Origin of the sequence: Caniella muris (assembly GCF_943193035.1) — a bacterium.
Classification (GTDB): Bacteria; Actinomycetota; Coriobacteriia; order Coriobacteriales; family Atopobiaceae; genus Granulimonas; species Granulimonas faecalis.
Map to the genome: position 1 here is coordinate 262,608 of NZ_CALPCK010000001.1, position 26,415 is coordinate 289,022.

Genomic DNA, 26,415 nt, shown 5'->3' on the forward strand with positions numbered 1-26,415 from the left:
CATGCCCATCGCCGATCTCCTTCCCGGGCGCCCGTCCACCGAGCCGGTCATCTACGCCTACAGCGAGCCCACCAACCCGGACCTCGCCGGCCTCCTCAAGGTGGGCTACACCAGCCGCACCGTCGAGGAGCGCATGCGGGAGCACTATCCAACGCTCAAGCCCGGCATCAAGCCGTACCACGTGGAGTTCACTGCTCCGGCCATGCGCGCGGACGGCACCACCTTCATGGACCACGAGGTGCACCGGGTGCTCGTGGACGAGATGAAGATCCGTCGCAAACGGGATGACGCCGGCAAGCTCACCGAGTGGTTCGCCTGTTCCGTCGAGGATGTCCAGGTGGCCTACAACGCCGTGCGAGACCGCACCCAGGCGGTCAAGGGGCGTCCCAACACCTTTGCCATGCGCCCCGAGCAGCTCGCGGCCGTGGAGAAGACGGAACGGTACTTCCGCTCCCTTGACGGCGAGGCCACGGACCGCACGCCCAAGTTCCTCTGGAACGCCAAGATGCGCTTCGGCAAGACCTTCGCGTCGTACCAGCTCGCCCGCCGCATGGGGTTCAATCGCATCCTCATCCTCACCTTCAAGCCGGCGGTCAAGGCGGCTTGGGAGGAGGATCTCAAGACCCACGTGGACTTCGAGGGCTGGCAGTTCATCAGCCGTCCCGCGAGGCCCGGCGACCCCGACATCTCCCGGCAGTACGAGGCCGCCGACAAAAGCCGGCCCATCGTGTGCTTCGGCTCGTTCCAGGACTTCCTCGGCAAGGGGAAGAACGGGGCCTTCAAGCCCCAGCACGAGTGGGTGCGCACGGAGGACTGGGACCTGGTGATCTTCGACGAGTACCACTTCGGCGCCTGGAACGACAACGCCAAGGGCCTCTTCTCCCAGGAGGACGAGGACGAGCGCGACACCGGCTCCCAAGACACCGGCATCGGCAAGGTCAACACCGGCAACGGCATCGACGAGGGCGACCTGCCCATCTTCACCCGCTACTACCTGTTCCTCTCGGGGACCCCGTTCCGCGCCCTCAACTCAGGCGAGTTCATCGAGGAGCAGATCTACAACTGGACCTACTCCGACGAGCAGGCCGCCAAGAAGGCCTGGCCGGATGAGCACCCGGGTTCGCCCAACCCCTACGAGGCGCTCCCGGGCATGGTCATGCTCACCTACCAGATGCCCGAGGACATCCGCCGCGTGGCCCAGGGCGGAGAGTTCAACACCTTCGACCTCAACGTCTTCTTCGAGGCCACGGGGGAGGGGGATTCCGCGGAGTTCGTGCTCAAGGACTCCGTGCAGAAGTGGCTCGACCTCATCCGCGGCGCCCACGCCCCCTCTACGGTGGGCGACCTCAAGCTGGGCTCCGAGCGTCCGGCCATGCCCTATTCCGACGCCCGGCTGCTCTCCATGCTCAACCACACCCTCTGGTACCTGCCACGGGTGAACAGCTGCTATGCCATGCGCAACCTCCTCCGCGAGCGGCAGAACACGTTCTTCCATGACTATACGGTCAACGTGTGTGCCGGCTCCGAGGCCGGCATGGGCGAGGCGGCGCTCGACAAGGTCCGAGCCTCAATGGAAGACCCGCTGGAGAGCAAGACGATCACGCTTACCTGCGGAAAGCTCACCACGGGCGTCACCGTGAAGCCGTGGGGCGGCATCTTCATGCTCACCAACATGCGGAGCCCCGAGACCTACTTCCAAGCCGCCTTCCGCGTGCAATCGCCCTGGACGGCCGTCGACGACGAGGGGCGGATGCAGGTCATCAAGAAGGAGGCGTACGTCTTCGACTTCGCGTTGGACCGCAGCCTCCGCATGGTGTCCGACTACTCGGTGCGTCTTGACGTGGAGAGCGATGTGGGCCCCGAGCAGAAGGTGGGGGAGTTCATCGACTTCCTGCCGGTCCTTGCCTACGACGGCTCGACCATGAGGAAGGTGGACGCTGCCGAGATTCTCGACCTGGCCATGGCCGGCACCTCGGCCACCCTGCTGGCCCGCCGATGGGAGAGCGCCCTGCTTGTCAACGTGGACAACGCCACGCTCCAGCGCATCATCGACAACGAGCGGGCCATGGACGCCATCATGGGCATCGAGGGCTTCCGCGCCCTGGGCGACAACGTGCTCGAGACCATCGTCAACAAGAGCGAGGCCGTCAAGAAGGCAAAGCGCGACAGCGAGGGAGACCTCACCCCCGCGGAGAAGAAGGAGCTCTCCAAGGAGGAGAAGGAGGTCCGGAGCAAGCGCAAGCTCGTGCAGGAGAAGCTCGTCAAGTTCGCCACGAGGATCCCCGTCTTCATGTACCTCACGGACTACCGCGAGCAGACGCTCAAGGACGTCATCAGGCGCTTCGAGCCGGGGCTGTTCCAGAAGGTGTGCGGCCTCACGGTGGAGGACTTCGACCTGCTCATATCCCTGGGAGTGTTCAACGACGCCCTCATGAACGACGCCATCTACAAGTTCCGGCGCTACGAGGACGCGAGCCTCGAGTACGCCGGTGTGAACCGTCACGCCGGGGAGCGCGTGGGTCTCTATGACACGTCCCTCAACGAGACCGAGTACCTCGAGGCGGCCCAGCAGGAGTCCATGGTCACGCCGAGCGGCCGGGGGTCGGGTATCGCAGGCGATCCCCCTGCGCCGGCGAGGGCCGGCGACGTGGTCGTCGCCTCGGTGGGGGAGACCGTTGGCGTGTGCAGCGACTGGGTCACATCCGAGCTCGCCGCCGACGGGGTCACCTTCGTCGACCACCGGGACAAGGGTGGCAACCTCTGGGTGGCGGGCGGCTCCGAGCTGCGCCCCCGCATGCAGGGCCTGGCGGACAGGGGGGCGGAGTTTACCTTCTCGGCCCGCGGGTCGAAGGCGACGGGGCACCGTCCCGCCTGGCGGCTCAAGGGCTGGCCGGCGGAGGTCGAGCAGGCCCCCGCGGCGCCTCGGGTGGACGAGGCCGCGCTCGACGCGCTCGAGCCGGGCGACACGGTGTTCCACAGGGCCTTCGGCTACGGAGAGGTGCTCACGGTGGACCGGGAGCGTGGCAAGGTCGCCGTCTTCCTCGACGGCAAGGAGCGCACCTTCCTGTTCCCAAGCGCGTTTCACCAGGGGCTGCTTACGGTCTAGCGATTCTGATAATAACAATTTAAATTGGAGGAAACAATGGAAGCAAAAGAGGCATTGCTGCCGGACGACATCTTCAAGACGGGCCGTCTGCTCGAGGTGCCGTTCTACCAGCGCTCCTACGTTTGGGGAGAGGACGAGTGGGCCCGTCTCCTCGACGATCTCAAAAACATGTGCGAGGCGCGCGAGCCCTATTTCCTCGGGTCGGTGATCTTGAAGAAGACCATCGACTGCGGCCCGGGCAACGACGATTTTGCCAGCAAGGCGATTGTCGTCGACGGCCAGCAGCGGCTCACCACCATGCAGCTGCTCCTGAAGGTCATCGCCCTCAAAACCGGCAATGAGTCGTTTGACTCGCGCTTCTACTTTCAGAGGGAGACGCAACACTCTTTGACGAAGCGCCTTTACTTCCTCCATAACCGGAACGACAGGGCGGATTTCGAGCGTGCGATGGCGGCCGAGACGGCCTCGCCTCTCGACGGTGACTCGAATGTCATCAAGGCGTTTAATTACTTCGTTGAGAACATCGATGAGGACCGTGCCTGGTCAATGAACTACATGGATCTGATGCAATTCACGCAGTTTGTCCTGATTACCCTGAGCGAGCAAGACGACGAGCAGCAGATCTTCGACACCATCAACTCTCTCGGCATGCGCCTCACCACGGCCGAGCTGCTCAAGAACTACTTCTTCAGCAGGGAGAACATCGAGACCTACAAGACCCACTGGGAGGACGTCTTCGAGCGCGACGACGAGACGAAGGCCTACTGGGACCAGACAATCACCACCGGACGCCTCAGGCGCTCCATGATCGACCTCTTCTTCTCGGCCTTCCTCCAGCTGGAGGCGGACAAGAAGGACGACGTCTCCGAGGACGAGCGCCGCTCCTACGAGAAGTCCGAGCGTCTGTTCCAGTCCTATCGGCAGTTCATTATGAACCACTGCGACGGCGACCCCTCGTCCCTCATCGACGCCCTCAAGGCGAACGCCGAGACCTTCCGCGGGCTCTTCGACCCCTCGGCCCGCGGGCGCATGGTCGGCCCGGTGCCGGGCATGGACCGCATGAACGTCGTCATCTTCGGCCTGCAGAACTCCACCCTCATCCCGTACGTGCTGTACCTGAGGGAGCACATCGCCGACGACGCCCTCTTTGACGAGATGCTCGGCATCCTCGAGGCCTACGTCATGCGCCGCATGGTACTGCGGGCGGATACCAAGAACTACAACCGCTTCTTCTCCAGCCTCATCCGCGAGGGCGTGGTCGCGCCCGACGCCTTGCGCGAGCGCCTGTCGCGCGAGAGCGAGAGCACGACCGACCTTCCCTCCCTCGACAAGGTCGACGCAGCCTTCCGCAGCGAGGGACGCCTCAACCACCTGCAGGCCCGCGGCATCCTCTACCTGCTCGAGGCCTCGCTCAGGGACGACAAGGACTGCACCCAGCTCCTCGGCTTCGACTCCTACAGCCTGGAGCACCTCATGCCGAGAAAGTGGGAGGAGCAGTGGCCGTTCGACGGCGACGAGCAGGCCAAGCGCGAGCGCAACGACACGCTCAAGACGCTCGGCAACCTTGCCATCATCACCCAGGGCCTGAACTCCTCGGTGAGCAATGCACCATGGGACGTCAAGAAGAAGGGACGCGAGGCGCAGGGGAGGACGCGCGCGAAGCCCGGCCTCGAGTCGTCGGCCGCCGGCCTCCGTACCATGGAGAGGCCCCTTGCGGCCGAGGTGTGGGACGAGACGGCCATCGCCGAGCGCGCCGAGGAGCTCGCTGCGGTCGCCAACGAGGTCTGGGCGATCTAGGCGTCGCAGGCCGCTCGTCTCTCATGCGGCTTCCTCGGTAAGGGGCAATCGCGATTTCCCCTCGTTTCTCGCCATGAAGTGAGGGGAAATCGCGATTTCCCCGCATCGCCGCCGGCCCCGCGTGCGACTCCTGCCTTCCACGGTCCGAGACGCCGATGAGGCGGTCGACGTCACCCAGCGGTCGGGCAGGGAATCCCTGAAGCTGCCGGGCAGCCCTTGCGTGTGATGGGCGCCGGACACCAATGGGAGGGCGGGGTCGAGTGCAAAGCCCGTCTCGTCTCCCAGCCACGATTCCTCATAGGTGAAGGTGGTGCTGATGCCCCCTCGCCTCAGGTTGAAGCACGCGGTTCCCACCCTGCTCCCATCGCAGAAGACCTCGAGCCGCCCTATCACCTGGCCCTCCTCACCCGCTGCGGCAGTTCCTGGGACGCACGCGCCCGCCCGTAGTCCGTCTCGTAAGGGTCGACGGCGTCGATGACCCGGTCCATGACCGCAAAGACGTTGCAGATGTTGAGCAGCGTCGCCAGGCTCACGGAGGGGTCTCCGTTCTCCAGCCTCGATAGGGTGGAGCGTGAGACGCCCGCCATGTCCGCGAGCTCTTCTGACTTGAGGTTCTGCATCCTTCGCCAGTCTCCGATGGACTGGCCGATCTCCTTTGCGGCTTGACGCGTCCTGAACGGGATGGCTCGCTTCATGCTCAACCTAACGTCGCTTACTAACGACACAATCCAATAGAGTGTAGCAAATAAACGATGGTATCTCGCTGCGGCCGTTTGCCTCTCACGCGTCTTCCTCGATGAGGAGCAATCCCGATTTCCCCTCATTTCTCGCCATGAAGTGAGGGGAAATCGGGATCTGGCCGCACCGTCGGCCTCAAAAACCGAGGGGCAACCCCCATTTCCCCTCGTTTCCCGCCCCAAGTTGCGGGGGAAATCGCGATTTCCCCCGCATCGCCGCCGGCCCCGCGCCCCCCGCGGCCCCACACGCACATCACTGCAGCTCCCCGCTCACGGTCCCCCTCTCCGGGTAGAATGCTGGGTGGAAAACCTACCGTGAGGAGACCCATGGCCGATATAGATGCGATGCTTGATGACATCGTCCTCATGGGCGACCCCGTGCTCACCCGCGAGGCCAGCCAGATCGACGAGATAACCCCCGAGGTGCGCGCCCTCGCCGAGCGCATGATCGACGACATGTACGCCGCCGAGGGCTGCGGCTTGGCCGCCCCGCAGGTGGGGGAGTCGGTGGCCATGGTGGTCATCGACTGCGACTACGGCGACGGCACCAAGAAGAACCCCTACGTGCTCATCAACCCCGTGATCGTGGAGCAGTCCGAGGAGACCTTCACCGGCTCCGAGGGCTGCCTGTCGTTTCCCGGCGTCACCGTCGACGTGGAGCGCCCCCGCCACGTGGTGGTGCACGCCCAGAACCTCGACGGCGACCTCATGCGCTACGAGGCCGACGGCACGCTGCTGGCCCGCTGCCTCCAGCACGAGATCGACCACCTCCACGGCACCGTGATGCTCGACCACCTCGGCCCCATCGCGCGCGCCCGTGCCGCCACCCGCGTCCGTCAGGCCATCGCCGAGGGCGTCCGCCCCGGCGAGACCGAGTAGGGGGCCGCCATGCGCGTCGTCTTCATGGGCACGCCGGACTTCGCCGTGCCCTCCCTCGAGGCCCTCGACGCCACCTTCGACGTCGTGGGCGTGGTCACGCGCCCCGACGCCGTGCGCGGCCGCGGCAAGACCCTCGACCCCTCTCCCGTCAAGGCGTGCGCCGCGCGTCTCGGCCTCCCCGTGCGCGAGGCCACCCGCATGGACGACGAGACCCAGGCATGGCTCCGCGGCCTCGAGCCCGACATCCTGTGTGTGGCCGCCTTCGGCTGCATCCTGCCCCAGGGCGTCATCGACCTCGCGCCTCTCGGCTGTGTGAACGTCCACGCGTCGCTGCTGCCGCGCTGGCGCGGCGCCGCCCCCATCCAGCGCGCCATCCTGGCCGGCGACCGCACGGCCGGCGTCTCGATCATGCGCGTGGTCAAGGAGCTCGACGCCGGCGACTTCTGCCTCACGGGGTCGGTGCCCATCGACGGCAAGAACAGCGCCCAGGTGACCGACGAGCTCTCCCACCTGGGCGCCCGCCTCCTCGTGCGGGCCCTCGTGGCCATCGAGGCCGGCGAGGCCGTCTGGACGCCCCAGGACGAGTCCCTCGTGACCTACGCCTCCAAGGTGGAGAAGGCCGAGATGCGTCTGGACCCCGACGACACCGCCGTGGCCAACGTCCGCCGCGTGCTGGCCTCGAGCGACGCCGCTCCCGCCCGCCTCAGGGCCGGTGGCCGAGGCATGCGTGTGCTCGCCGCCCGCACGGTGGCCGGCCTCGGCGCCCGTCCTGGGCATCTGCGCATCGAGCACGGCCGCGTGGCCCTGGGCTGCTCCGACGGCGTCGTGGAGCTGCTCGAGGTGAAGCCCGACGGCAAGCGCGCCATGGCCGCCGGCGAGTGGGCCCGCGGCCTGCACGACGACCCCGACTGCCGCTGGGAGCGTATCTGATGGCCGAGGTCTCGCCCTCCCGCGCCGTGGCCCTGGCCGTGGTCTCCCGGGCCCGCCGCCGCGACGCCTACGCCCGTGAGCTCCTGCGCGCCGCCCCGGAGATGGCGCGCCTCTCCCTCAAGGCCCGCGGCCTGGCCTCCCGCCTCGTGCTGGGGTCCACGGCCTGCCGCGGCCTGCTCGACGCCGTGCTCGACAGCCACCTGCGGCGCCCCCGCGACCTCGAGCCCCGTGTGCGCGACGCCCTGCGCGTGGCCTGCTTCGAGGTCATGTACCTCGAGACCTCGCCCGAGGTCTCCGTCTCCCAGGGCGTGGAGCTCGTGCGCACCGTGGCGAGACGCGCGTCCGGCCTGGCCAACGCCGTGCTCCGCAAGGTGGTCTCCTGCGACCGCCCCCGCGTGCGGAGCGCCCGGGAGCGTGTGACGGCGGCCCTGGCGGGCGGCGTGCCCGTCTCCGTGGCCGACGTCTCCCTCGTGGCCGGCATGCCCTCCTGGCTCGCCGCGCGCCTGTGCGCCTCGCTGCCGGGGCCCCAGGCGGCCGCCATGGCCCTGGCCCAGCTGGAGCCGGCCCCCGCGTGGGTCGCCGCCAACGCCGGCGTGTGCGACGCCGCCCAGGCCTACACACGCCTGCGCGAGAGCGGCACGGCGCCGGTGCCCGTGGCGCTGCCCGGGTCGTTCCTGCTCGAGAAGCCCGCCGCCCTGGCCCGGAGCGGCCTCGTGGGCTCGGTGGACGTGGTGGTGAGCGACCTCGGCTCCCAGATGGTGAGCCGCATCGGCGCGCCGGCTCCCGGCACCGCGCTGCTCGAGGTGGGGCAGGGGCGCGCCACCAAGACCATCCTCCTGGAGAACGCCGCGGCGGCCCTGGGCGGCCCGGCCAAGGTGGTGGCCGTGGACCTCTCCGAGTCCAAGGTGGAGCTGGCCCGGGAGCGCGTGAGCCACGGCTGGGAGGCGTCCGTCACCTCCATGGCCTGGGACGCCCGCCTGCTCGACGGCCCCGGCCTGCCCGGGGAGCTGGACCGCTCCTTCGACACCGTCTTCTGCGACGTGCCCTGCTCCGGCACGGGCACCATGCGCCGCCACCCGGAGATCCCCTGGACCCTCGATCCCTCGGTGCTCGACGCCGACAACCCCGACGGCCTGCCGGCCCTCCAAGGCCGCATCCTCGAGGCGGCGTCGAGGCGCGTGGCCCCGGGCGGGACCCTCGTCTACGCCACGTGCTCGGTCCTGGACGAGGAGGGCCCGGCCGTCGTCGACCGGTTCTTGGACAGCCCCGCCGGCCGCGGCTTCCGCCGCGAGGACTGCGGCCGCGCGCCCGGCGTGGCCGCGGCGCCGGTGCCGTTCCAGGGCATGGTGCGCCGGTGGGTGCTCCCGTCCGGCGACTTCGCGAGCGTGCCCGCCACGGACGGCCCCGACGGGCACTTCGCGGCCCGGCTCGTCCGGCGGGGGTAGGCGGCGCCCCGGTCCCGGCCGGGCGCCGTCGGTGCCGCTAGTGGCAGCCGGAGCAGTCGCCGCCGGAGCAGCCGGCGCACGACGTGGAGTGGGGCCCCGACCCCGAGGAGTCGCGGCTGTCGGTGTTGTAGAAGCCGGAGCCGGTGAAGGTGATGGCGCTCGCCTCGAAGACGCGCTCGCAGGGTGCGCCGCAGGCAGGGCAGGCCACCTCCGGGCGCTCGCCCATGGGGTGCTCCACCTCGAAGACGGTTCCGCACTCGGTGCAGCGGTAGTCGTAGCGGGCCATGGCGCTCCTTTCGTCGATGCTGTGCGACGCATAACTGTACCCCTCGGCTGTCCCCTCCATAAACACTGCGACGCCCTTGCGCTAGAGTCTGGTGGACCGCTTGAAAAGGGAGGTTTCCGTGGACATCAAGGCCATAGTCTTCGACTGCGACGACACACTGCTCGACTCCATGGGGATGTGGCGCTCGGTGCTGCCCGAGGTCCTCTCCGCCTACGCCGGCGAGGAGGCCGCCCGGGCCCACCAGGCCCGCGCCGAGACCATGGGGGCCGACGAGGGCCTGGCCATGTTCGTGAGGGAGAACGGCCTGGACGTGGACCCGGCCCGGATCAAGGCCGAGGTCATGGAGCGGGCCCACTGGCACTACGCCAACGACGTCCCGGCCATACCCGGCGCCCGGGACTTCCTGGAGCAGGTGCGCGGGGCCGGCCTGCCCATGGCCGTGGCCAGCTGCTCCGAGCTCCCCGAGGTCGAGTGCGGCCTTGGGGCCAACGGGCTCCGCGGCTTCTTCGACCGGATCTACTCCGTGTCCATGGGCTACCCGAGCAAGAGCGAGCCCGGCATGTGGCTCGCGGCGGCCGCCGACTTGGGGCTCGACCCCTCGCAGGTGCTCGTGGTGGACGACTCCCTCCACGCCGTGACCGTGGCCCACGGGGCGGGTTTCCCCACGCTCGGCCTCACCTGGCCCACGAGCCGCCACGGGCTCGGCGACATGGAGGCCGTGGCCGACGTGGCGCTCCCCGAGGGCTGGCGCGGCGTCACCCTCCAAGAGGTGCTGGAGGCGCTCTAGTGGGTCCTGGCGACGTGTCATTCTCGGTGGCCGTGGTGGCCGGCTCGCCCGAGCCCTGCTCCCGCGGGCTGCTGGCCGCATGCTGCGCCGGGGCCGACTACGTCGTGGCGGCCGACCGCGGCGCCGCGTGGTGCCGCGACGCCGGGGTGGTGCCGGACGCCTTCGTGGGCGACGGCGACTCCGCGGGGCCCGACGTGCTCGCGTGGGTCGCCTCGGCGGTGCCGGAGCGCGTGGCCCTCCCGTGCGAGAAGGACATGACCGACCTGGAGGCCGCGTTCGCCCTGGGGGAGGCCGTCGCGGCCGCCCGCGGGACGGTCCCCGCGTTCACCCTGCTCTGCGCCACCGGCGGCCGCGTCGACCACGGCCTGGGCGTCCTGGGCGTGGTGCGGCGGCACAGCGGGCGCCCGGTGGCCCTCGTGGGTGACGGCTGGCGGGGCTGGGTCCTCTCGCCGGAGGGCATGCGCTCCGTGCGCGTGGAGGGCCGGGGCCGCACGGTCTCCGCGGTGCCCCTCGCGGACGGCACCTGCATCTCCGAGCGCGGCCTCCACTGGCCGCTGGACCACCGGTGGCTCGACGCCCTGGACGACCTCGGCGTCTCCAACGTGGTGGAGGCCGCCAGCGGGGGAGAGGTGGAGTGCCACGCGGGCTGCTGCCTCGTGCTCCTGTTCGAGGGCTGAGCCGGCGCCTCGCTCGGGCGACGCCGACCGAGGGGAGGTCCGGATCCCCCGCATCCTCGACGGGTCGATGAGGACAAACCGCGATTGTGCGCGTCCCCTGCACGGTCGCGCCGCGTTTCCGGCCGGGGGTGACAGCCCCGCCGGGCGCTGGCATATACTTGACGGTACTGCCTGCACACGGTGAAGGGACAAACCGATGGAACGACCCAGCGAGGACCCCGTAGAGCTCTTCGGCCTGCGCATCGCCCACGTGGGTGTCAACGCCGCCGACGACGCCGAGGCCGCCTCCATCGCGGAGGCCTTCTCCCGCCTCATGGGCCTGCCCCGCACCGACACCCCCGTGTCGCTGTTCAGCGGCACGCTCGTGGAGACCATGCGCGGCTGCGGCCGCGGCGAGCACGGGCACATCGGCTTCCACGTGGACGACATCCCCGCCGCCGAGGCCTGGTTCGCCGCCCGCGGCTTCGAGGTCGACGAGTCCTCCCGCGCCCTGCTGCCCGACGGCTCCACCAAGCTCGTCTACTTCAAGGAGCCCGTCGCGGGCTTCGCCATCCACCTCACGCAAGACTAGGAACAAGCCCCGTGATCCTCCTCATCGACAAGGTCGCAAAGTCCTTCGGCCCCCAGGTCCTCTACTCGGGCGCCACCATCCAGCTCAACGCCGGCGAGTCGTGGGCCCTCGTGGGCCCCAACGGCGCCGGCAAGACCACGCTGCTCAAGATCGTCATGGGCCTCGAGTCGCCCGACGAGGGCTCCGTGACCCTCGCCCGGGGCGCCACCGTGGGCTACCTCGAGCAGGAGGCGGAGCTCGCCGGCGACGGCTCGGCCCTCGAGGAGGTCATGGCCTCCGCGACCGAGATCGCGCACCTGGGCGAGCGCATCTCCGAGCTCGAGCAGGTCATGGCCACCGAGAAGGACCCCGACGCCCTCGACGCCGCCATGGAGGAGTACGGCCGCGCCCGCGACCGCTTCGAGGCCGCCGGCGGCTACGAGCTCGAGAGCCGCGCCCGCCAGATCCTGTGCGGCCTGGGGTTCCCCGTGGAGGACCTCGACAAGCCGGCCTTCGAGTTCTCCGGCGGCTGGCAGATGCGCATCAGCCTCGCCAAGCTGCTGCTGCGCCACCCCGACGTCCTGCTTCTCGACGAGCCCACCAACCACCTCGACCTCGAGAGCGTCCAGTGGTTCGAGGGCTTCCTGTCCAGCTACGACGGCGTCGTCCTCATCGTCTCCCACGACCGTTCCTTCATGGACGCCTGCGTGGACCACGTGGCCGCCCTCGAGAACCGCTCCCTGCGCACCTACACCGGCAACTACTCGGACTACCTGCGCCAGCGCGAGGCCAACCTCGAGCAGCTCCGCGCCAAGCGCGCCGCCCAGGAGCGCGAGATCGCCCACATGCAGGTCTTCGTGGACAAGTTCCGCTACAAGCCCACCAAGGCCAAGGCGGCCCAGGAGCGCATGGCCCGCATCGAGAAGATCAAGAGCGAGCTCGTGGTGCTCCCCGAGCAGTCCAAGAAGGTGCACTTCCGCTTTCCTGAGCCGCCGCGCACTGGCGACGAGGTCGTCAAGGTGGACCACGTGCGCAAGGCCTTCGACGACAACGTGGTCTACGAGGACGCCGACCTCACACTCTACCGCGGCGACCACGTGGCCCTCGTGGGCCCCAACGGCGCCGGCAAGTCCACGCTCATGAAGCTCATCTGCGGGCACCTGCAGCCGGACGCCGGCTCGGTCTCCCTCGGCAAGAACGTCGAGCTCGCCTACTACGCCCAGCACCAGCTCGAGGAGCTCACGGCCGCCAACACCGTCATGCAGGAGATGGACGCCGCTGCCCCCGGCTGGACCACGTCCCAGGAGCGCCAGCTCCTGGGCGCCTTCCTGTTCCACGGCGACGACGTCGAGAAGCGTGTCTCCATGCTCTCCGGCGGCGAGCGGGCGCGCCTGGCGCTCGCCAAGATGCTCGTGTCGCCCGACCCGCTCCTCTGCCTCGACGAGCCCACCAACCACCTGGACATCGACTCCGTGGACGTGCTCGAGCAGGCCCTCAAGGAGTTCGACGGCACCATCGTGCTCATCAGCCACGACGAGCACCTCGTGCGCGCCGTGGCCAACAAGGTCGTGGACGTCCGCGACGGCACCGTCACGGTCTACGACGGCGACTACGACTACTTCCTGTTCAAGCGCGCCGAGCTCGCCTCCCGGGCCGACGCCGAGGCCGCCTCCGCGTCGGCCGGCTCGCGCAACGTCGTGGCCATCGGCCAGAAGGCCAAGGCGCCGCAGCGGGCGGCCGAGGAGGCGCCCAAGCCCGCCGGGCGCAACGTCAAGACCAAGGAGCAGCGCCGCGCCGAGGCCGAGGCCCGCAACGCCCGCAACAGGCGCCTCTCCGGCTCCAAGAAGCGCCTGCGCCAGGTGGAGAGGGAGCTCGACCCCGCCCACAGGCGCTACGACGAGCTCATGGAGCTCATGGCGTCGGAGGAGCTCTACGCCGACGCCGCGCGCTTCGAGGAGGCCATGAAGGAGTACAACGACCTCAAGGCCAGGATCTCCTCCCTGGAGGAGGAGTGGCTGGAGCTCTCCACGCTCATCGAGGAGGCCGAGGTCGATGGCTAGCGCCGCCGCCTCCCGCGCCTTCCGGGCGCTCGCCTACCTCTGCCGCGCCGCCGCCATCGTGCTCTCCGCGCTGGTGGTGGTCCTCTGCCTGGGCACGGCCACCAACCTCGGCCTCGTCTCCATCGTCATGGGGCTCAACGACTTCGTGCCCACGGCGGTCTCCGGGCTGCTCGTGATCCCCACGCCGCTCGGCGGTGCCTTCCGCGGCGACTTCTTCCTGGTGGCCGTCTTCCTGTTCGTCCTCGACTGGGGCCTCATGCGGGCCTCGTCGGCCGTCCGCTGAGGGGAGGGCCATGTATCTCACCGGCGCCGGCGTCCTGTCCTACCTCCTCGACGCCGCCATCACCGTGGCCATTGTCATGTGGGCCGCCACGCTCCACGAGGTGGCCCACGGCTACACGGCCTACCTCTGCGGCGATGCCACGGCCAAGGACGAGGGGCGCCTCTCCCTCAACCCCCTCAGGCACCTCGACCCCTTCGGCTCGGTGGTGCTCCCGCTCGTCATGGTGCTCCTCGGCGGGCCGGTCTTCGGCTACGCCAAGCCGGTGCCCTACAACCCGTGGCGCCTGCGCCACCGGCGCCGCGACGAGGTGCTCGTGGCCCTCTCCGGCCCCGCCTCCAACCTCGTGCAGGCCGCCGTGGGCGCGCTCGTCTTCCGCGCCGTCGTGGCCCTCTGGCCCATGGCGCCCCTCCAGGCGCCGGTGCTCGTGCAGGTGCTGGCCGACTACGTGTGGGTCAACCTCGTGCTCTGCTTCTTCAACCTCATCCCGCTGCCGCCGCTCGACGGCTCCCACGTCATCGGCTTCTTCCTCAAGGGCCGCGCCCTCGACGCCTACTACCAGGTGCAGCGCTACGCCATGCCCGTGCTCATCGTCGTGCTCTACCTGCTGCCCGACTTCCTGCACGTGAACCCGCTCGGCGCGTACTTCGACGTCACCGCCGGCAGCCTCTACGACGTCATGCTCTGGGGAGGTGGCCTGTAGGTGTCGTTCCGGGTGCAGACCGGCTCGTTCTCGGGCCCCTTCGACCTGCTGCTGTCGCTCGTGAGCCGCCAGAAGGTGGACATCGGCGCCATCAGCGTCGCCGAGGTGGCCGACCAGTACCTGGCCGAGGTCGAGCGCATGGGCGAGATGGACCTCGACGTGGCGAGCGACTTCGTCCTCGTGGCGTCCACGCTGCTCGACATCAAGGCCGCCTCCCTCGTCCCCGAGGACGGCGCCGGCCGGCCCCGCGGCGACGAGGAGGACGAGGACGACCTGCTCGACCTCTCCCCGGACGAGGCCCGCGACGTCCTCGTGGCCCGGCTCATGGCCTACAAGCAGTTCCGCAACGCCGGCGCGGCGCTCGGGGCCCGCATGGAGGCGGAGTCGCGCATGCACCCGCGCACGGCCGGCCCCGACCCGGAGTTCCTGGGCGTCATGCCCGACTTCCTCAAGGGCGTCACCCTGCGCGGGCTGGCCGTCATCTGCGCCGACTGCGAGTCGCGCCGCCAGGGGTTCCTCCTCGAGGCGGAGCACGTGGCGCCCAAGCGGCTCCCCGTGGCCCTCACGGCCGCGAGCGTGGACCGCGTGGTGCGCTCCCGCGGGTTCGCCACCTTCTCGGAGCTCCTCGACGGCTCCCGCGACCCCGAGACCGTGGTGGTGACCTTCCTCGCCATCCTCGAGCTCTTCAAGCGCGGCATGGTGCGGCTCTCCCAGAGGGAGCTCTTCGGCGACATCGACGTCGCCTGCGTGGAGGGCTCGGGGCCCTACGAGCCCACCGACATCCAGGACATGGAGGACGACCTATGAACGAGACCCTCGACCGCCTGCCGGCCGACTCCCAGAAGGGCTGCATAGAGGCGCTGCTGCTCGTGTCCTCCGATCCGCTGCCCGCCACCACCGTGGCCAAGGTGCTCGGCATCGCGCCGGGTGAGGCGGTGGAGGCGCTCGCGGACCTCTCCGCCGAGTACCAGGACGCCAACCGCGGTATCCAGCTCAGGCAGGTGGCCGGCGGCTGGCGGCTGTTCACGCACCCGGCCTACCACGACCAGGTGGAGCGCCTCGTGGCCTCCTGGGACACCCGCAAGCTCTCCCAGGCCGCCCTCGAGACCCTCGCCGTCATCGCCTACCACCAGCCCGTGAGCCGCGAGGGCGTCAAGGCCGTGCGCGGGGTGAACTCCGAGGGCGTCATCGCCTCCCTCATCGACAAGGGCCTCGTGCGCGAGGCCGGGCGCGACAAGGACCGCGGCCACGCCGTGCTCTACGGCACCACCACGGCGTTCCTCGAGAGGTTCGGCCTCTCGTCCATCAAGGCGCTGCCGCCCCTGGAGGATTTCGCCCCCGACGAGGCCTCGCGCCGGTTCATCATCGAGCGCCTGGGAGGCCGCGCGGCCCCGGCCCCGGCCGACGACGGCGAGGGCCTGGACGGCGCGGGGCAGGTCGGCGCGGAGCTGGACGAGGAGGTCGTGACGGGGCAGGTCGAGGTCCAGGGCGACGTGTTGGACGACATCGACCCGGGCCTCCTGGAGGTGGACGACGATGACGACGAGTGAGGGCGCGCCTGCCGTGGTGCCCATGCGGCTCCAGAAGTTCCTCGCCCGGGCCGGCGTGGCCAGCCGCCGCGGCTCCGAGGACCTCATGACCGCCGGCCGCGTGACGGTGAACGGCGTGACGGTCACCGAGCTCGGCAGCAAGGTGGACCCCGCCGTGGACGAGGTGCGCGTGGACGGCCGGCCGGTCTCCCTCGGGGACGGCCCCTTCACCATCGTGCTCAACAAGCCGGCGGGCTACCTCACCACCATGCGCGACCCCCGGGGCCGCCCCTGTGTGGCCGAGCTCGTGCCCGTGGCCGAGCACCCCGGGCTCTTCCCGGTGGGGCGCCTCGACGGCGACACCACGGGGCTGCTCCTCTTCACCACCGACGGCGACCTCGGCCAGGCGCTTGCCCACCCGTCCGCCGAGAAGTCCAAGGACTACGTGGCTCTCGTGGAGGGCGTCGTGCGCCCCCGCGAGCTGGAGCCGCTCCACGACGGCATCGAGCTCGACGACGGCCCCTGCGCGCCCGCCCGCGGCCACGTGCTCTCGCCGCGCTCCTCGCGCGTGGCGGCCGTGGCGCCCCACGGGGTGCCCGAGGGCATGTCGGTCGTGGCCCTCACCATCCACGAGGGCCGCAAGCACCAGGTCAAGCGCATGCTCCAGGCCATCGGCCACCCGGTGGTGCGGCTGCACCGGGACGGCTTCGGCCCCGTGCGCCTGGGAGGGCTCGCCGAGGGCGCCTGGCGCCCCCTCACGAGCGTGGAGGCCCGGGAGCTCGACGGGGTGAAGGCCGAGGCCGCCGCACGCCGCAGGGGGAGGGGTGGGCGCCCGTGAGCGAGGTCCTGTTCATGCGCCACCCCGAGACCCTGGGCAACACCGCCCACCTCTTCTCGGGCCGGCGCAACGTCGAGCTGTCCGACCGCGGCGCCCTGCAGTGCGCCCGGGCCGTGCGGGCCCTCGTGGACTGGCGCCCCGACCGCATCCTGACGTCGCCGCTCGTGCGCTGCCGCTCCATCGCCTTCGGGGCGGCGCTCTGCCTCGGGATCGAGCCCGAGGTGGAGGAGCGCCTCGTCGAGATAGACTTCGGCGCGCTCGAGGGGCTCACGGCGGCCGAGGGCCGGGAGCGCGGCCTCGCGTTCCCCTGGCCCGTGGGCCCGGACGGGCGCTCGCGCCCCGCGCCGGGCGCCGAGTCGTTCGAGCACCTCATGGGACGGGCCGCGGACTTCCTCGAGGACGCCCGCGGCTTCGGGGGGCGCGTGGCCTGCGTCACCCACGGCGGCATGACGAGGGCCCTCCTCGGCGCCGCCTACGGTATGGAAGTGGACAGATTCTGGGATATGGCCATAGGCAACGTCTCGTCGCAGATCTTCGTCGGCGACGGCTCGTCCAGGCTTATGGTCAGTGCCATGGGGCTCACGCCCGAGGAGGTGGCGGCCCGAGGCAGGGCGCGCACCGCCCTGGAGAAGGAGGAGAATCAATGATCGTGGTCATCGACGGCCCCGCGGGGTCCGGCAAGTCCACCGTGGCGAGGGCCTTGGGCCGCCGCGAGGGGCTCACCTACCTGGACACCGGCGCCATGTACCGCTGCGTGACCCTGGCGGCCCTCGAACGGGGCGTGGACCCCTCCGACGCCTGCGCCCTCGGTGCCCTGGCCCGCTCGGTCACCATCGCCTTCGGCCCGGCCGCCGAGCCCGGCGGCGCGCCCACGGTGCTCCTCGACGGCCGCGACGTCACCTCCGCCATCCGTACGGCCGAGGTGGACTCCAACGTGAGCGCCGTCTCGGGCGTCCCCGCCGTGCGCGAGGCCATGGTGGCCCAGCAGCGCGCCGTGGGCGCCGCCGGCGACGTGGTGGCCGAGGGCCGCGACATGGGCACCGTGGTCTTCCCCGACGCCGACGTGAAGGTGTTCCTCTCCGCCGACGCCGCGGCCCGGGCCCGCCGCCGCACCATGGAGCGCGAGGGCACCGACCCCCGAACCCCCGGCGCCGAGGTCCGCGACCAGGCCCTCTACGAGCGCATCTACCGCGACATCCTGGCCCGCGACGCCGGTGACGAGGCCCACGCCGTGGGCGCGCTCCGCTGCGCCGACGACGCCGTGCGCCTGGACTCCACCTCCATGACAGCCGACGAGGTCGTGGACGCCGTGGCCTCCCTCGTGGACGGCGCCCGGGAGCGGGCGGCCGCCAAGGCCGCGCCGAAAGCCGCGCCGAAGGACGCCCCCGAGGAGGCCCCCAAGGCCGAGGCCGTGCCCGCGCCTGAGCCCGCTCCCGCTTCCGAGGCGGGGGAGGGGGCCGGGAAGGCCGCCAAGTCGGCCAAGGCCTCCAAGGCCGCGGGCGGGGACGCCCCCATGCGGCCCTTCCACAACACGTGGGACGACTACTACGACCACGGCATGGCCGAGTTTCCCCTGCCCAGCCGCATGGTCTACTCGGCGGCGTGCGCCGTCGTGTACGGCTTCACGCGCCTGTACTGGCCCTGGCGCTTCGAGGACGCCGAGCCCCTCATGGAGGAGCTCGGGCGCCGCGACAAGGGCACCGTCGTGGTCATGAACCACGTCTCCATGGTGGAGCCGGTGATCTGCGTGGTCATGTTCTGGCGCCACGGCCTGCGCATCCGCCCGGTGTTCAAGAAGGAGTTCAACGGGAACGACCTCACCCGGTGGGTCTTCACCCGGGTGGGCGGCATCCCCGTGGACCGCGGCACGGCCGACCTCAAGGCCGTGCGCCGGGCCAAGCGCGCCATCCAGCGCGGCGAGTCCGTGCTCATCTACCCCGAGGGCACCCGCATCCGCGACGACGACGGCACCGCCGACATCCACGGGGGCTTCGCCCTCATCGCCCGCATGGCCAAGACCGACGTCACCCCCATGGCCGTGGTGGGGGCCAGGGACGTCACCCCCGAGGGCAAGCGCCTGCCCCGGCCCCACCGCGTCTTCTTCAAGGTGGGCCGCCCCCTGAGGTTCGGCGCCCTCGGCGTCAAGGGGCGTCGCGAGCAGCTCGACGCCATGGAGCGGCGCGCCATGGACCGCGTCTGGGAGCTCCGCGCCGAGCTCCGCCGCGAGCACCCGGGGGAGTGGTAGCCGTGGCCACCATCGTCGTGGCCGACCGCGCCGGGGCGTGCTTCGGCGTGGAGCGCGCCCTCTCCCTCGTGGACGGCGTCCTCTCGGCCGGCGGCACCCCCGTGCACACCATGGGACCGCTCATCCACAACCCGCAGGTGGTGGCCTCCCTCGAGGAGCGCGGCGCCGACGCCGTGGACGACGGGGCCATCCGGGGGCTCCCGGCGGGCGACCGCCTCGTGCTCCGCAGCCACGGCGTCGTGCCCGAGGTGGCCGACGAGGCCGCGGCGGCCGGGCTCGAGGTCGTGGACGCCACCTGCCCCTACGTCAAGAAGGTGCACCGCGCGGCGCAGCGCCTGGCCGCCGAGGGCTACGAGGTGGTCGTGGTGGGCCAGGCCGGCCATCCCGAGGTCGAGGGCATCCTCGGCCACGCCCCTGGCGCCCACGTGGTGGGGTCCGCGGCGGACGCCCGGGCCCTGCCCGACGCCAGGCGGGTGGGCGTGGTGGTGCAGACCACCACGGAGAAGGGCCTCCTCGACGAGGTGGTCTCCGAGCTCCTCGCGAGGTTCGGCGAGGTGCGCGTGCACAACACCATCTGCGAGGCCACCCGCGAGCGCCAGGAGGCGGCCGCGCGCCTGGCCGACTCCGTGGACGCCATGGTGGTCATCGGCGGCAAGAACTCCGCCAACACCACGCGCCTGGCAGAGATCTGCGCCGGCCGCGTGCCCACGTGCCACGTGGAGTCCGCCTCCGAGCTGGACCCCGCGTTCCTCGCCGGCGCGGACACCGTGGGCGTCACCGCCGGCGCCTCCACGCCCGCGACGCAGATCCACGAGGTCGTGGAGGCCCTTGAGGCCATGGTGGGCGAGGGCCGGTGAGCGAGCAGCGGGCCGACTACGGCCGCCAGGAGCTCCCGGTGCTCGGCGCCTGGGTGGCCTCCGTGGAGGAGGGGAGCCCCGCGTGGGAGGCCGGGCTCGAGCCGGGCATGCGTGTGGACGCCGTGAACGGCGTGCCCCTGGACGACATCATCACCTGGCGCTGGGAGGCCGACGGCGCCTCCGTGGACCTCGACGTCGCCGTGGTGGGGGAGGACGGCTCCGAGGAGGCCTGCGCCTGCACCCTCGAGCGCGGGCCCGGCCAGGACTGGGGCCTCGCCTTCTCCGACGTGCTGTTCGACGGCATCCGCACCTGCCGCAACGCCTGCGTCTTCTGCTTCATGGCCATGCTGCCCGAGGGCATGCGCGACTCGCTCTACCTGCGCGACGACGACTACCGCCTGAGCTTCCTCCAGGGGAACTTCGTGACGCTCACCAACGTGGGCGACGACGACCTGGAGCGCATCGTCTCGTACCGCCTCTCGCCCATGAACGTGAGCATCCACGCCGTGTCCCACGAGGCCCGGCGGGCCATGATGGGCCGCAATGAGGCCCGGGGCCTCGAGGTGCTCGAGCGCCTGTGCGACGAGGGCATCGAGGTCCACGCCCAGGTGGTGCTCTGCCCGGGCCTCAACGACGGCGAGGAGCTGCTCCGCACCCTCGACTACGTGGAGGCGCACCCGGCCGTCACCTCGCTCGCCATCGTGCCCATGGGCTACACCAAGAACTCGCCCTTCACGAGGAGCTACTCCGACGACCCCGAGGCCGCCCGCGCCGTGGTGGAGGCCGTGGCGCCCTACCAGGGGCGCGCCCGCGCCACCCTGGGCATCACGCGGTTCCAGCTCTCGGACGAGTTCTACGTGGCCGCCCGCCTGGACCCGCCGCCCGCCGAGGACTACGACGGCTACCCGCAGTTCTACGACGGCATCGGCATGCTCAGGAGCTTCATCGACGACACCTCCCGCGTGGTGGCGGAGCTGCCCGGGAGGGCGGCCGCGGTCGCCGGCGCCCTGGAGCGTGACGACCTCAGGCTCCTGCTCGTGTGCGGCGAGGCCGCCGAGGGCGTGTACCGCGGCTTCCTCGAGGGGGTCGGCTGGGCGCCCCGGGCCGAGGCCTTCGCCGTGCGCAACGACTACTTCGGCGGCGACGTCAACGTCACCGGCCTCATCGTGGCCGAGGACCTCCTCGCCCAGCTGCCGGCCGACCTGTCGCGCACCGTGGTGGTGCTGCCCGACCTCATGCTCAACTTCGACTCCGTGACCCTCGACGGCATGGCCGCCGCGGACGTCGTCGCGGCCCTCGCCGAGCGCGGCGGGGATGCCTTTTTCATCGAGACGCTGCCGGAGAGCCTCGTGGACGGCGTTTACGGGCACCTGCTGAACGGGTAACAAGCATAATCAAGGGGTTGTGTCGGAACTGCCGAGGAGTGATCCATGCCCAAACCCATCGTCGCCGTCGTGGGCCGCCCCAACGTGGGCAAGTCCACCCTGGTAAACCGCATCGCCCAGGGCCGCGACGCCATCGTCCACGAGTCGCGCGGCGTCACGCGCGACCGCTCGTACCACGAGGCCGACTGGAACGGCGTGGAGTTCGTGCTCGTCGACACCGGAGGCATCGAGACCGGCCGCACCGACGACGCCTTCTCCGGCCGCATCCGCGAGCAGGCCCTCGCCGCCGTGGAGGAGGCCGACGCCATCGTGTTCGTGGTGGACGGCCGCACCGGCGCCACCGAGGAGGACGAGGCCGTGGCGCGCATCCTGCGCCGCAGCGACAAGCCCGTCTTCCTCTGCGTCAACAAGGTGGACGACCCCACCAACGAGGCGGCGCTCTGGGACTTCTACTCCCTGGGCCTCGACGAGCCCCGCGCCCTCTCGGCGCTCCACGGCACCGGCACGGGCGACCTGCTCGACGACCTCGTGGGCTCCTTTCCCGAGGAGGTGGCCCACGACGACGTCTACCCCGAGGGCACCGTCAACATCGCCATCATCGGCCGCCCCAACGTGGGCAAGTCGTCGCTCGTCAACCGCATCGCCGGCCGCACCCGCTCCATCGTGAGCGACGTCGCCGGCACCACGCGCGACGCCGTGGACATCGTGGTGGAGCGCGACGGCGTGCCCTTCCGCATCGTCGACACCGCCGGCATGCGCAAGCGCTCCGTGGTCCACGAGGACATCGAGTACTACTCCATGGTCCGCGGCCTGCGTGCCATCGACGAGGCCGACGTCTGCCTCCTCGTGGTCGACTCCTCCGAGGGCATGACCGAGCAGGACCAGAAGATCGCCGGCCTCGCCATCGAGCGCGGCTGCGCCCTCGTGGTGCTGCTCAACAAGTGGGACCTCGCCGACACCGACCGCAAGCGCGAGGAGTGCGTCATGTCGGTGGACCGCCGCCTGGACTTCGCCCCCTGGGCGCCCCGGCTGCGCATCTCCGCCCTCACCGGCCGCTCCGTCGACAAGATCTGGGCCCTCGTGGCGCAGGTCTGCGAGAACCGCTCGCGCCAGGTGCCCACGTCGGCCCTGAACGACCTGCTGCAGCGCCTGCGCGAGACCGGCCACACCGTGTCGCGCGACCGCAAGCGCCTGCGCATCATGTACGGCACCCAGACGGGGTCGAGGCCCCCCGTCTTCGCGTTCTTCTGCAACTACCCCGAGGTGGTCGACGACAACTTCCGCCGTTACCTCGAGAACCGGCTCCGGGAGAACTTCGACCTGGAGGGCACCCCGGTGCGCCTCCGCTTCCGTAGAAAGGACTCGTGACCGCCATGGGCACCTCCGTAACGCTCGTCCTGCTCCTGCTGATGCTCGCCACCTACTGCATCTGCGGGATCCCCTTCGGCCTGATCTTCGGCGACGCGGACGGCGTCGACGTCCGCACCAAGGGCTCCGGCAACATCGGCACCACCAACGTGGCGCGCGAGGTCGGCCCCAAGGCCGCCGCCCTCACGCTGGCCTGCGACGTGGCCAAGGGCTTCGTGTGCACGTTCCTCGGCACGTGGGTGCTGGCGTTCTTCTGCTTCGGCGGCGACGTCTCCCAGGCGCTGCCCATGGGCGCGTGGTCCTGGACCGGCGCCTGCCTGTTCCTGGCCGCCGTCTGCGGCCATGTCTTCTCGCCGTACCTGCGCTTCCGCGGCGGCAAGGGCATCGCCGTGGGGTTCGGCGCGGCCCTCGGCATCTCGTGGCCCATCGCCCTCGGCCTGCTCGTGGTGTGGGCGCTCTGCACCGTGCCGTCCAAGGTCGTGAGCCTGGGGTCCGTGGCCGCCGCCGTGGCCCTGCCGTTCCTCGCGTTCTTCCTCTACCAGCCCTCCTCCTGGGCCTTCGAGCTGCCGTTCGTCGTCGTCGCCGTGGTCGTGGTCTGGGCGCACCGCCAGAACATCGCCAAGATGCGCTCCGGCGACGAGTCGACCTTCTCCATGAGGACCGGCGACGCCCCCTCCGAGGCCGTGGCCTCCGAGGCCGTGGCCCGCGCCGACGTCTCCGTCTCCGGCACCGACGGCGCCCCCTCGCGCCTGCAGCGCGCCGAGCGCGCGGAGGTGGCCGAGGACGCCGGCGTGGACGCCGGGGAGCGCGTCGAGTCCGTCGAGCGGGTGCAGGAGGCCGCCGAGGAGGCTGCCGAGCGGGACGCCTCCCGGGTCCCCGCGCCGGGCACCGGCCTGTTCTTCGGCGACGAGGAGGCCGTGACCCGACACATCGAGGACGAGACCGGAAAGGGTGAGTGACATGGCTGGCACCGTGTGCGGCAAGGTCGCCGTCGTGGGCATGGGCTCATGGGGCACGGCCGCGGCCGGGCTCCTCGCCCGGAACGCCGGCGAGGTCTGCGGCTGGGCCCTCGAGGACGAGGTCGCCCGCGGCATCACCGAGGGGCACCGCAACCCGCTCTACCTCCCCTCCTACGAGCTGCCGGCCAACGTGCGCGCCACCTCCTCCATGGGGGAGGCGCTGGACGGCGCCGACGCCGTGGTCGTCGTGGTCCCCTCCGCCTTCATGCGCCCCACCGCCGAGAGGCTCGCGCCGCTCCTGGGCGACGACGTCCCGGTGTGCGTGCTCACCAAGGGCATCGAGCCCGGGACCATGATGCTCATGACCCAGGTGGTGTCCGACGTCTGCGGCGGGCCGGGCCGGATGGCGTGCCTCTCGGGCCCCACCCACGCCGAGGAGATCTGCCAGGGCAAGCCGGCCGCGGCCGTGGTGGCCGCCGCCTCCGACGCCGTGGCCGACCTCTTCCGCTCGCTGTTCATCGCCCCCTCCTTCAGGGCCTACGTGTCGTCCGACATGGTGGGCGTGGAGGTCTGCGGCGCCGTGAAGAACGTGGTGGCCATCGCCTGCGGCATCGCCCGCGGCCTCGAGCTCGGCGACAACACGAGCGCCGTGCTCATGACCCGCGGCCTGGCCGAGATCGGCCGCCTGGCCTGCGCCATGGGCGCCGAGCCCATGACCTGCATGGGCCTCGCCGGCATGGGCGACCTCGCCACCACCTGCATGTCGCCCCACTCCCGCAACCGCACGTTCGGCGCCGCCCTCGTGGCGGGGGAGACCCTGGACGAGTACCAGGCCCGCACCCGCATGGTGGTGGAGGGCGCCGCCGCTGCCCGCTCCGCCCACGAGCTGGCCGGGAGGTTCGGCGTGGACGCCCCCATCGTGGCCGCCGTCCACGCCGTGCTCTACGACCACGCTCCCCTCCAGGGCGAGATGCGCCGGCTGCTCGACCGCATGCCCTACGACGAGTTCTACGGACTGGGAGGCGACGCCCGATGACGAACCGCCGAGGAGTACCCATGGAAGACGCACCCGTCCTCATCGCCCCGTCGCTGCTCTCGGCCGACCTGCTCGACCTCCGCTCCGAGCTCGAGGCCATCGGGACGGCCGACTGGGCCCACATCGACGTCATGGACGGCCACTACGTGCCCAACCTCACGTTCGGTCCCGCCATGGTGGCCGCGGTGAGGCGCCAGGGCGACCTCGTGGCCGACGTCCACCTCATGGTCACCAACCCCGACGAGTGCGTGGGCCTCTACCTCGACGCCGGCGCCGACGTCGTGAGCTTCCACATGGAGGCGGCGCGGCACCCGCACCGCATCGTGTCCCAGATCCACGCCGCCGGCGCCAAGGCCGCCGTGGCCCTCAACCCCGGCACGCCCGTGGGCGCCCTCGAGGCGCTCCTCGGCGAGCTCGACATGGTGCTGGTCATGAGCGTCGACCCGGGCTTCGGCGGGCAGTCGTTCATCCCGTCCACCCTCGGCAAGCTCCGCGACCTCCGCAGGCTCTGCGAGCGGGTGGGCGCGGCGCCGCTCGTGGAGGTGGACGGCGGCGTGGGCGACGTCAACGCCGCCGACATCGTGGCCGCCGGCGCCGACGTGCTCGTGGCCGGCAGCTCCGTGTTCGGGAGGCCCGACCGCGCCGCGGCGGTCGACCGCCTGCGCCGCGCCGGCCACCTCGGCAGGACGGGGCGCGCCTGACATGGACCGTCGATTCGTCTACCTCGACTACGCGGCCTCGGCGCCCCTCCGGCCCGAGGCCGTGGCCGCCCGCTCCGCCTACGAGGCCGAGCCCTGGGCATGCGCCAACCCGAGCTCGCTCCACACCCTCGGCCGCCAGGCCCAGGCCGCCCTCGAGGGGGCGCGGCGCACCGTGGCCGCGTGCCTGGGGTGCGGGTTCCGCCCCATGGACGTCTCGTTCTGCGGGGGCGGCACCGAGGCCAACAACCTCGGGGTCGTCGGCCTCGCCGAGGGGGCCCGCGAGCGCGACCCCGGGCGGCGCCGCGTGGTGCTGAGCGCCGTGGAGCACGACTCCGTCATCGACCTCGCCTCGCCCCTCAAGGCCCGGGGCTTCTCCGTGGACGTGGCCTCGCCCGACGCCTCGGGCGCCGTGGGCCCCGACCGCGTGGCCCCGCTCCTGGGCGACGACGTGGCCCTCGTGTGCCTCATGGCCGCCAACAACGAGACGGGCGTCGTGCAGCCCGTGCCTGCCGTCGCCGAGGCCGCCAAGGCCGCGGGCGCCCTCGTGTTCGTGGACGCCATCCAGGCGTTCGGCCGCATCCCGCTCGGGCTCTCCTCCGTGGACGGCGTCTCGATCGCCGGCCACAAGATCGGCGCCCCCCAGGGCACCGCGGCCCTGGCCGTGCGCGGCGGGGCGCCCTACCGCAACCAGGAGTTCGGCGGCGGCCAGGAGGGGGGGCGGCGTCCCGGGACCCCCGACGTCGCCGGCGCCGTGGCCCTCGCCGCGGCCTCCGAGCTCTGCGTGGGCGCCATCCCCGAGGTGCGCCCCGCGGTGGCCGCCCTCGCCCGGGGGGTCTACGGGCGCCTCTGCGCGCCGGGCACGGGCATCAGGCCCACGGCCGGCGCCGAGGTGGGGGACGACCGCCTGCCCGGCATCGTGTCGGTGGTGGTGGAGGGCGTTGAGTCCGAGACCCTCATCCTCGCCCTCGACGCCGCGGGCTTCGAGGTGTCGGCCGGCTCCGCCTGCAGCTCCGGCTCCCTCGACCCGAGCCACGTGCTCACGGCCATGGGCATCCCGCGCGACCTCGCCCTGGGGTCGCTGCGCGTCTCGTTCGACGAGCGCGTGGACCCGGCCGACCTCGACGCCTTCTGCGACGAGCTCCTGGCCGTCGTCGCGCGCTGGCGCTAGGGTAGGGGGCACGGGTCCGGGGGCGGGCGGCTCCGGACCCCTTGGCACCCGCGGAAGGTTCCGCGGGTGGGCCGGTCGTCGCGCGGCGCCCC

At 71.3% G+C, this 26,415-nt stretch carries 26 protein-coding genes; 23 read left to right on the plus strand and 3 right to left on the minus strand.

Annotated elements, in window-relative coordinates:
- Nucleotide 1: 1 nt before the first annotated feature.
- The gene (locus tag NFR49_RS01120) at nucleotides 2-3,106 is read left to right on the plus strand and encodes a GIY-YIG nuclease family protein (protein ID WP_251157863.1); all 3,105 of its coding nucleotides are present in this window, start codon (nucleotides 2-4) and stop codon (nucleotides 3,104-3,106) included.
- 36 nt (nucleotides 3,107-3,142) lie between these two features.
- Nucleotides 3,143-4,903 carry a DUF262 domain-containing protein gene (locus NFR49_RS01125; RefSeq protein WP_251157864.1) on the plus strand — a complete coding sequence of 587 codons (1,761 nt, stop codon included), beginning with the start codon at nucleotides 3,143-3,145 and terminating at the stop codon, nucleotides 4,901-4,903.
- A gap of 21 nt (nucleotides 4,904-4,924) precedes the next feature.
- Here NFR49_RS01125 and NFR49_RS10215 read toward each other — a convergent pair whose 3' ends face one another.
- Both NFR49_RS10215 and NFR49_RS01130 read right to left on the minus strand, forming a co-directional pair.
- Complete coding sequence (locus NFR49_RS10215; protein WP_420840254.1) at nucleotides 4,925-5,296, minus strand: HipA N-terminal domain-containing protein; 372 nt, start codon at nucleotides 5,294-5,296, stop codon at nucleotides 4,925-4,927.
- A complete protein-coding gene (locus NFR49_RS01130; protein ID WP_251157865.1) occupies nucleotides 5,293-5,598 on the minus strand; it encodes a helix-turn-helix transcriptional regulator in 306 nt (101 codons plus the stop codon). Before NFR49_RS01130 ends, NFR49_RS10215 begins: the two co-directional genes overlap by 4 nt.
- A gap of 369 nt (nucleotides 5,599-5,967) precedes the next feature.
- On the opposite strand from NFR49_RS01130, the gene def reads away from it, so the two are divergent.
- Genes def through NFR49_RS01145 form a run of 3 tightly spaced genes read left to right on the plus strand, consistent with a single transcriptional unit; the run spans nucleotide 5,968 to nucleotide 8,894 of the window.
- Nucleotides 5,968-6,519 (plus strand): peptide deformylase, encoded by a 552-nt coding sequence (gene def / locus NFR49_RS01135; protein WP_251157866.1) that lies wholly within the window; start codon nucleotides 5,968-5,970, stop codon nucleotides 6,517-6,519.
- Between the two features lie 9 nt (nucleotides 6,520-6,528).
- Nucleotides 6,529-7,449, plus strand: coding sequence for a methionyl-tRNA formyltransferase (gene fmt / locus NFR49_RS01140; RefSeq protein ID WP_251157867.1), 921 nt, complete (start codon nucleotides 6,529-6,531; stop codon nucleotides 7,447-7,449).
- Nucleotides 7,449-8,894: an RsmB/NOP family class I SAM-dependent RNA methyltransferase gene (locus tag NFR49_RS01145; protein WP_251157868.1), complete on the plus strand. Its 1,446-nt coding sequence runs from the start codon at nucleotides 7,449-7,451 to the stop codon at nucleotides 8,892-8,894. Before fmt ends, NFR49_RS01145 begins: the two co-directional genes overlap by 1 nt.
- Before the next feature lie 37 nt (nucleotides 8,895-8,931).
- Here NFR49_RS01145 and NFR49_RS01150 read toward each other — a convergent pair whose 3' ends face one another.
- Nucleotides 8,932-9,180, minus strand: coding sequence for an FmdB family zinc ribbon protein (locus NFR49_RS01150; RefSeq protein WP_251157869.1), 249 nt, complete (start codon nucleotides 9,178-9,180; stop codon nucleotides 8,932-8,934).
- 118 nt (nucleotides 9,181-9,298) lie between these two features.
- Between NFR49_RS01150 and NFR49_RS01155 the strand changes: the two genes are divergently transcribed.
- The 18 genes from NFR49_RS01155 (at nucleotide 9,299) to NFR49_RS01240 (ending at nucleotide 26,323) form a co-directional block, all read left to right on the plus strand.
- Nucleotides 9,299-9,967 (plus strand): HAD family hydrolase, encoded by a 669-nt coding sequence (locus tag NFR49_RS01155; RefSeq protein ID WP_251157870.1) that lies wholly within the window; start codon nucleotides 9,299-9,301, stop codon nucleotides 9,965-9,967.
- Entirely contained in the window at nucleotides 9,967-10,644 is a 678-nt protein-coding gene (locus tag NFR49_RS01160) for a thiamine diphosphokinase (RefSeq protein WP_251157871.1), read from the plus strand. The genes NFR49_RS01155 and NFR49_RS01160 overlap by 1 nt, the downstream gene beginning before the upstream one ends.
- Before the next feature lie 196 nt (nucleotides 10,645-10,840).
- Nucleotides 10,841-11,215, plus strand: coding sequence for a VOC family protein (locus tag NFR49_RS01165; RefSeq protein ID WP_251157872.1), 375 nt, complete (start codon nucleotides 10,841-10,843; stop codon nucleotides 11,213-11,215).
- An 11-nt stretch (nucleotides 11,216-11,226) separates the two neighbouring features.
- A complete protein-coding gene (locus NFR49_RS01170; protein WP_251157873.1) occupies nucleotides 11,227-13,254 on the plus strand; it encodes an ABC-F family ATP-binding cassette domain-containing protein in 2,028 nt (675 codons plus the stop codon).
- On the plus strand, nucleotides 13,247-13,537 hold the full coding sequence (locus tag NFR49_RS01175; protein ID WP_251157874.1) for a hypothetical protein: 291 nt from the start codon (nucleotides 13,247-13,249) through the stop codon (nucleotides 13,535-13,537). The genes NFR49_RS01170 and NFR49_RS01175 overlap by 8 nt, the downstream gene beginning before the upstream one ends.
- Nucleotides 13,538-13,547: 10 nt before the next feature.
- Complete coding sequence (locus NFR49_RS01180; protein ID WP_251157875.1) at nucleotides 13,548-14,237, plus strand: site-2 protease family protein; 690 nt, start codon at nucleotides 13,548-13,550, stop codon at nucleotides 14,235-14,237.
- The gene (locus tag NFR49_RS01185; protein WP_204407474.1) at nucleotides 14,238-15,044 is read left to right on the plus strand and encodes a segregation and condensation protein A; all 807 of its coding nucleotides are present in this window, start codon (nucleotides 14,238-14,240) and stop codon (nucleotides 15,042-15,044) included.
- Entirely contained in the window at nucleotides 15,041-15,787 is a 747-nt protein-coding gene (gene scpB / locus NFR49_RS01190; protein WP_251157876.1) for an SMC-Scp complex subunit ScpB, read from the plus strand. Before NFR49_RS01185 ends, scpB begins: the two co-directional genes overlap by 4 nt.
- Nucleotides 15,774-16,604: a pseudouridine synthase gene (locus NFR49_RS01195; RefSeq protein WP_251157877.1), complete on the plus strand. Its 831-nt coding sequence runs from the start codon at nucleotides 15,774-15,776 to the stop codon at nucleotides 16,602-16,604. Before scpB ends, NFR49_RS01195 begins: the two co-directional genes overlap by 14 nt.
- Entirely contained in the window at nucleotides 16,601-17,251 is a 651-nt protein-coding gene (locus tag NFR49_RS01200) for a histidine phosphatase family protein (protein WP_251157878.1), read from the plus strand. The genes NFR49_RS01195 and NFR49_RS01200 overlap by 4 nt, the downstream gene beginning before the upstream one ends.
- Nucleotides 17,248-18,849: a (d)CMP kinase gene (gene cmk / locus NFR49_RS01205; protein WP_251157879.1), complete on the plus strand. Its 1,602-nt coding sequence runs from the start codon at nucleotides 17,248-17,250 to the stop codon at nucleotides 18,847-18,849. Before NFR49_RS01200 ends, cmk begins: the two co-directional genes overlap by 4 nt.
- Nucleotides 18,850-18,851: 2 nt before the next feature.
- A complete protein-coding gene (gene ispH, locus NFR49_RS01210) occupies nucleotides 18,852-19,706 on the plus strand; it encodes a 4-hydroxy-3-methylbut-2-enyl diphosphate reductase (RefSeq protein ID WP_135977572.1) in 855 nt (284 codons plus the stop codon).
- Nucleotides 19,703-21,091, plus strand: a complete 1,389-nt coding sequence (locus NFR49_RS01215; RefSeq protein ID WP_251157880.1) for a DUF512 domain-containing protein — start codon at nucleotides 19,703-19,705, stop codon at nucleotides 21,089-21,091. The genes ispH and NFR49_RS01215 overlap by 4 nt, the downstream gene beginning before the upstream one ends.
- A gap of 45 nt (nucleotides 21,092-21,136) precedes the next feature.
- Entirely contained in the window at nucleotides 21,137-22,459 is a 1,323-nt protein-coding gene (gene der / locus NFR49_RS01220; RefSeq protein WP_135977571.1) for a ribosome biogenesis GTPase Der, read from the plus strand.
- Nucleotides 22,460-22,464: 5 nt separating this feature from the next.
- Nucleotides 22,465-23,418, plus strand: a complete 954-nt coding sequence (plsY, locus tag NFR49_RS01225; protein ID WP_251157881.1) for a glycerol-3-phosphate 1-O-acyltransferase PlsY — start codon at nucleotides 22,465-22,467, stop codon at nucleotides 23,416-23,418.
- Nucleotide 23,419: 1 nt separating this feature from the next.
- Nucleotides 23,420-24,454 carry an NAD(P)H-dependent glycerol-3-phosphate dehydrogenase gene (locus tag NFR49_RS01230; protein ID WP_251157882.1) on the plus strand — a complete coding sequence of 345 codons (1,035 nt, stop codon included), beginning with the start codon at nucleotides 23,420-23,422 and terminating at the stop codon, nucleotides 24,452-24,454.
- A 20-nt stretch (nucleotides 24,455-24,474) separates the two neighbouring features.
- Nucleotides 24,475-25,155 carry a ribulose-phosphate 3-epimerase gene (gene rpe, locus NFR49_RS01235; RefSeq protein ID WP_251157883.1) on the plus strand — a complete coding sequence of 227 codons (681 nt, stop codon included), beginning with the start codon at nucleotides 24,475-24,477 and terminating at the stop codon, nucleotides 25,153-25,155.
- A 1-nt stretch (nucleotide 25,156) separates the two neighbouring features.
- On the plus strand, nucleotides 25,157-26,323 hold the full coding sequence (locus NFR49_RS01240) for a cysteine desulfurase family protein (protein ID WP_251157884.1): 1,167 nt from the start codon (nucleotides 25,157-25,159) through the stop codon (nucleotides 26,321-26,323).
- Nucleotides 26,324-26,415 lie beyond the last annotated feature (92 nt).

Excerpts from the sequence above, each read along its gene's own strand:
- NFR49_RS01195 (WP_251157877.1), top strand. The coding sequence starts at position 15,774 with ATGACGACGAGTGAGGGCGCGCCTGCCGTGGTGCCCATGCGGCTCCAG.
- NFR49_RS01175 (WP_251157874.1), top strand. The coding sequence starts at position 13,247 with ATGGCTAGCGCCGCCGCCTCCCGCGCCTTCCGGGCGCTCGCCTACCTC.
- NFR49_RS01120 (WP_251157863.1), top strand. The coding sequence starts at position 2 with ATGCCCATCGCCGATCTCCTTCCCGGGCGCCCGTCCACCGAGCCGGTC.
- NFR49_RS01150 (WP_251157869.1), bottom strand. The coding sequence starts at position 9,180 with ATGGCCCGCTACGACTACCGCTGCACCGAGTGCGGAACCGTCTTCGAG.
- NFR49_RS01145 (WP_251157868.1), top strand. The coding sequence starts at position 7,449 with ATGGCCGAGGTCTCGCCCTCCCGCGCCGTGGCCCTGGCCGTGGTCTCC.
- NFR49_RS01125 (WP_251157864.1), top strand. The coding sequence starts at position 3,143 with ATGGAAGCAAAAGAGGCATTGCTGCCGGACGACATCTTCAAGACGGGC.
- scpB (WP_251157876.1), top strand. The coding sequence starts at position 15,041 with ATGAACGAGACCCTCGACCGCCTGCCGGCCGACTCCCAGAAGGGCTGC.
- def (WP_251157866.1), top strand. The coding sequence starts at position 5,968 with ATGGCCGATATAGATGCGATGCTTGATGACATCGTCCTCATGGGCGAC.
- fmt (WP_251157867.1), top strand. The coding sequence starts at position 6,529 with ATGCGCGTCGTCTTCATGGGCACGCCGGACTTCGCCGTGCCCTCCCTC.
- NFR49_RS01180 (WP_251157875.1), top strand. The coding sequence starts at position 13,548 with ATGTATCTCACCGGCGCCGGCGTCCTGTCCTACCTCCTCGACGCCGCC.
- rpe (WP_251157883.1), top strand. The coding sequence starts at position 24,475 with ATGGAAGACGCACCCGTCCTCATCGCCCCGTCGCTGCTCTCGGCCGAC.
- NFR49_RS01165 (WP_251157872.1), top strand. The coding sequence starts at position 10,841 with ATGGAACGACCCAGCGAGGACCCCGTAGAGCTCTTCGGCCTGCGCATC.
- NFR49_RS01230 (WP_251157882.1), top strand. The coding sequence starts at position 23,420 with ATGGCTGGCACCGTGTGCGGCAAGGTCGCCGTCGTGGGCATGGGCTCA.
- cmk (WP_251157879.1), top strand. The coding sequence starts at position 17,248 with ATGATCGTGGTCATCGACGGCCCCGCGGGGTCCGGCAAGTCCACCGTG.
- NFR49_RS01240 (WP_251157884.1), top strand. The coding sequence starts at position 25,157 with ATGGACCGTCGATTCGTCTACCTCGACTACGCGGCCTCGGCGCCCCTC.
- plsY (WP_251157881.1), top strand. The coding sequence starts at position 22,465 with ATGGGCACCTCCGTAACGCTCGTCCTGCTCCTGCTGATGCTCGCCACC.
- NFR49_RS01130 (WP_251157865.1), bottom strand. The coding sequence starts at position 5,598 with ATGAAGCGAGCCATCCCGTTCAGGACGCGTCAAGCCGCAAAGGAGATC.
- der (WP_135977571.1), top strand. The coding sequence starts at position 21,137 with ATGCCCAAACCCATCGTCGCCGTCGTGGGCCGCCCCAACGTGGGCAAG.